This window comes from Rhizobacter sp. (genome assembly GCF_031412495.1).
In the GTDB taxonomy this organism is placed as follows: Bacteria; Pseudomonadota; Gammaproteobacteria; order Burkholderiales; family Burkholderiaceae_C; genus Schlegelella_A.
The window spans coordinates 1-2128 of record NZ_JANODC010000232.1 but is presented as its reverse complement, the minus strand read 5'-3'; the positions used below and the strand labels follow the sequence as shown (position 1 = coordinate 2128).

The window sequence follows — 2128 nt, the reverse complement described above, 5'->3', positions numbered from 1 at the left end:
CGCGCAGCGGCGATCCCCTGGGCCTTCATCACCTGCCAGGCCGCAAGGTTCGAGCAGCCGAGGTAGCGGACCAGACCGCGCGTCTGCAGGTCGTCGAGCGCACGCATCGTCTCGTCCAGTGGCGTCAGCAGGTCGTAGCCGTGGATCTGGTACAGGTCCACGTAGTCCAGACCGAGGCGCTTCACGCTCGCCGCGATCGCGTCGAACACGTGCGCGCGCGACAGGCCGATCGCATTCGCGCCCGGCCCCGAGCGGCCGCGCACCTTGGTCGCGACGATCACGTCCTCGCGCGGCACGCCCAGCTCGCGCAGCGCGACGCCGAGGTAGCGCTCGGACTCGCCTTCGGAGTAGACGTCGGCGGTGTCGATGAAGTTGACGCCCGCGGCGAGCGCGCGCTCGACCAGCGCGGTCGATGCCTTCTGGTCGACCTGGCCGATCTTCGACCACATGTCGCCGCGGCCGGCGAAGGTCATCGTGCCCAGGCAGATCTCGGACACGTACAGGCCGGTCCGGCCCAGTTGGCGGTATTTCATCGGGAAGTCTCCTCGGGATGCTCGATTCATTGTGCCCCATAACCCCGGCCGTGCCGGATCGCGCACACTACCCACCCTCATTCCCAAGGAGACACCGCATGACCACCGGACTGCAGCTGCGATCGCTCGTCAAGCCCGAAGGCGAGCTCGAGGTCACCCTCGTCGACCACGCGTTCCCCGCCCCCGGCCCCGACGAGGTGCTGATCCGCATCGAGGCGACGCCGGTCAATCCGTCCGACCTCGGCCTGCTGTTCGGGCCGGCGGACCTGTCGACGTTGAAGGTCGGCGGCACGCGCGAGCGGCCGGTGGTCACCGCGCGCGTGCCCGAGCGGGCGATGCCCGGCATCGCGGCGCGCGTCGGCCAGTCGCTGCCGGTGGGCAACGAGGCGTCGGGCGTGGTGGTCGAGGCGGGCGCGTCTCCCGCCGCGCAGGCGCTGAAGGGCCGGATGGTCGCGGTGATCGGCGGCGCGATGTACGCGCAGTACCGGGTGATGAAGGCGCGCGACTGCCTGCCGTTGCCGGAGGGCACGAAGCCGGCCGACGGCGCGTCGTGCTTCGTCAATCCGCTGACCTCGCTCGGCATGGTCGAGACGATGCGCCGCGAGGGGCACACCGCGATCGTCCACACCGCGGCGGCGTCGAACCTCGGCCAGATGCTGAACCGCATCTGCCTGAAGGACGGCATCGGGCTGGTCAACGTCGTGCGCAAGCCCGAGCAGGCGGCGCTGCTGCGCGGGCAGGGCGCGAAGCACGTCGTCGACAGAAGCACCGACGACTTCCCGGCCGCGCTGACCGAGGCGATCGCCGCGACCGGCGCGACCATCGCGTTCGACGCGACCGGCGGCGGCCGGCTCGCCAGCCGCATCCTGACCAGCATGGAGGCCGCGCAGAACCGGGCCGCCACCGAATACAGCCGCTACGGCTCGACGGTGCACAAGCAGGTCTACATCTACGGCACGCTCGACACCGGCCCGACCGAGCTGGTCCGCAACTTCGGCTTCGCCTGGGGCATCGGCGGCTGGCTGCTGTTCCCGTTCCTGCAGAAGCTTTCCGCCGAGGACAACGCGCGGCTGCGCAAGCGGGTGGTCGACGAGCTGACCACGACCTTCGCCAGCCACTACTCGAAGCAGGTGTCGCTCGCCGAGGTGCTGAGCGCCGAGCAGATCGCGGTCTACGCGAAGCGGGCGACCGGCGAGAAGTTCCTGATCGTGCCCACGCGGGGCTGACCCGTCGGGGGGTCGGCGCCCGCCGCGCGACGGCCGGCGCCGACCGCCTGGAGCCGGCCGGCTGGAAGGCGGCGCGCGCCCGCACGAAGCTGGCCGACGCGCATCGCAACACACCTGCCCGACCGGCCGCCGATGGACACCCTCGCGCCTCTCAAGAGCAGCAACCAGATCCTCGGCGTCACCCGCGACACGCCGCCCGACGACGTGGCGCGAGCCTACGTGCGGATGGCGGTCCGCTTCCACCCGGCACGGGCCGTCGCCGACGACGACCGCCATGCGATCCGCGCGCGCTTCGTCGAGCTGGCCGAGGCCTGGGCGTCGCTCGCCGACGGCGCGGTGGCCAAGCGCGACGGCGACACGCCCGAGGCG

Annotated in this window: 3 protein-coding genes; 2 read left to right on the top strand and 1 reads right to left on the bottom strand. The window is 71.7% G+C overall.

Annotation, left to right across the window (positions count from 1 at the left end):
• Nucleotides 1–533: aldo/keto reductase (locus AC30N0_RS08895; RefSeq protein ID WP_489517567.1), on the bottom strand; the 533-nt coding region annotated here is incomplete at its 3' end.
• A 98-nt stretch (nt 534–631) separates the two neighbouring features.
• On the opposite strand from AC30N0_RS08895, the gene AC30N0_RS08890 reads away from it, so the two are divergent.
• Nucleotides 632–1759, top strand: a complete 1128-nt coding sequence (locus tag AC30N0_RS08890) for a zinc-binding dehydrogenase (protein WP_489517566.1) — start codon at nt 632–634, stop codon at nt 1757–1759.
• 132 nt (nt 1760–1891) lie between these two features.
• A partial coding sequence (locus tag AC30N0_RS08885; protein WP_489517565.1) for a DnaJ domain-containing protein occupies nt 1892–2128 on the top strand: 237 nt, incomplete at its 3' end.

Excerpts from the sequence above, each read along its gene's own strand:
- AC30N0_RS08890 (WP_489517566.1), top strand. The coding sequence starts at position 632 with ATGACCACCGGACTGCAGCTGCGATCGCTCGTCAAGCCCGAAGGCGAG.